Origin of the sequence: Halomonas llamarensis, assembly GCF_023555005.1 — a bacterium.
Lineage (GTDB): Bacteria > Pseudomonadota > Gammaproteobacteria > Pseudomonadales > Halomonadaceae > Vreelandella > Vreelandella llamarensis.
This window is the reverse complement of record NZ_JAMJPJ010000070.1, coordinates 1-1,987: the sequence shown is the minus strand read 5'-3', so window position 1 is coordinate 1,987 and position 1,987 is coordinate 1. Positions and strand designations below refer to the sequence as shown.

General features: G+C 57.6%; 1 protein-coding gene. It reads right to left on the bottom strand.

The features are described from left to right. Window positions 1–89 precede the first annotated feature (89 nt). On the bottom strand, window positions 90–1,397 hold the full coding sequence (gene ltrA, locus M8006_RS17545; RefSeq protein ID WP_250084484.1) for a group II intron reverse transcriptase/maturase: 1,308 nt from the start codon (window positions 1,395–1,397) through the stop codon (window positions 90–92). Window positions 1,398–1,987: the final 590 nt, after the last annotated feature.

The following is a 1,987-nucleotide window of genomic DNA, read 5'->3' as shown; positions in this document are numbered from 1 at the left end:
CGGTCGGGTAGACCGGACGATTGCTCGTTCCGCCCCCCCACAGATCCGGGCATGCGCGATTGACGCACCCGGCTCCTCAATCATCAGCTTCACTGAAAGACATTCCGATGTACGATCCTTGCCTTGGGCAACGGTAAGCGCTTGAGCAGCAGGTTAGCTTTCGCCCAGGAAAAGTACCCTCTCTGGGAACGGCGTCTCAGCCATTTGATCCAGATGCATTGTGCTTGGTAGACAACATCTTGCAAGGCTCGATAGTTGCCACTGATACCGTAATAGGCAAAATGTCCCTGGAGCTTACGACAAAGAACGCGATGCTGATCCAGCAGTGACCGGTGGCGGTTCACGCGACACCACAGCGACAGGCGCTTCAGGGTGCGTTTGAACCGATCCTTGGCCGTTTTCTGCTTGACGACCCAGCATCCGCGCCGGGACTTACCCCAGTAATAGGTAAAGCCCAGGAAATCGAACGTCTCAGCACGTTGCTCACGGTGTGGTCTAAAGCGCACCAACCGGGTCTTGGTCGGGTGCAAGGTTAAACCAAAACGCGCGAAGCGCTTCGGCAGTACCTCCAGCACCTTGCGGGCATCGGCTTCATTGCTGAACGCCAGGATAGCGTCGTCGGCGAAACGCACCTCGAACGCGCGTCCTCGAAGCCGTGGCTTGACCTCTGTCTCGAACCACTCGTCCAGCACGTAGTGAAGGTAGATATTCGCCAACAACGGCGAAATAACACCTCCCTGCGGGCTTCCTATCTCGCCTTTCCGCCATTGCCCTTCTTCCAGTACCCCGGCTTTGAGCCACTTACCGACCAAACGGAGAATCACACCGTCCTTCACTCGTTGTTGCAGAAATGCGCGCAGGTGCTGATGGTCGATCGTGTCGAAGAAGGCCTGGATGTCTAGGTCAATGACCCATCCACCCCCCATTGACGACAGGCCCTCCCGTACCCTCTTGATCGCCTGGTGCGGTGAGTGTCCCGGTCGGAAGCCATACGAACACGGTAGAAAATCATGCGCGTAAAGCGGCTCCAACAACGACACCACTGCCCGCTGCAGAACTTTATCTTCGAAGGTAGGGATGCCAATCGGCCGTGTGGTGCGACCATCTCCCTTGGGAATATGGACACGCCGCACCGGCGGTGCCCGATAGCGTCCACTTTTGGCCTCTTCCAGCAAGCGCTGGATATTAGCGTCAACGTCGCTGGCGAAGTCATCCGCTGTTTGACCATCAATCCCGATAGCACCGTCACGACGCGTCATCAAGTAGGCCGACATTAACCACTGGGCGTCCATGTGATGCGCCAGTGAGGTAAAAGCACGCTGCGGGAAGCGTTCTGCTAACGCTGTTATCCGCCATTGTTTCGTGAACATGGGAACAGATTCCTGTGCATCTGCCATGTGTCCCTCCAGCGATTCTGATGATTGGCCGCTCCTTTCCTCCAGCGGGTCCCGTCGAGCCGGTTCCCCGCCTTCCTCGGTACTATGAGCGACTCCGACTCCCGCTTTTCCATCCGGCTAGCTCATTTTGATCGCTTGGCCGTACCTCCTGAGTGCCTTAGCTTCGCTTCCGGTACCGTCAGGCACGACAGCATCGGACCGGGGGCTTTCGCTGCAGGCAGCCCATGCCTGTACATCTAACGTTCGGAGGAGAAAAGCGGGCCTCCCAGGTTCCTGGGAAACCCCTATATGGACATGCCCTGCTCTTCGACACCGGTGGCCCGTTCCCGCCAAGCCTTACGGCAGGTTCGTATTGCCTTCCAGATAGTTAACGCTGTCGGCAACCACACATAGCTGATTTCGGTGCTCAATCACACGGCCTATCCACTCGCTGTGTACGCTTCGCGGTGGCGATTGCTCGACACCACGCAACACTCGCTACCGGCGGGTGGCTAGCCTTGGCCGGATGGGACTTTCACCCATTGGGTTTCACTTCATCCTTTCCCCCTTTTCAGGTGCCCGGATGACCAGGCTTCGCCTGGCGCACTAAC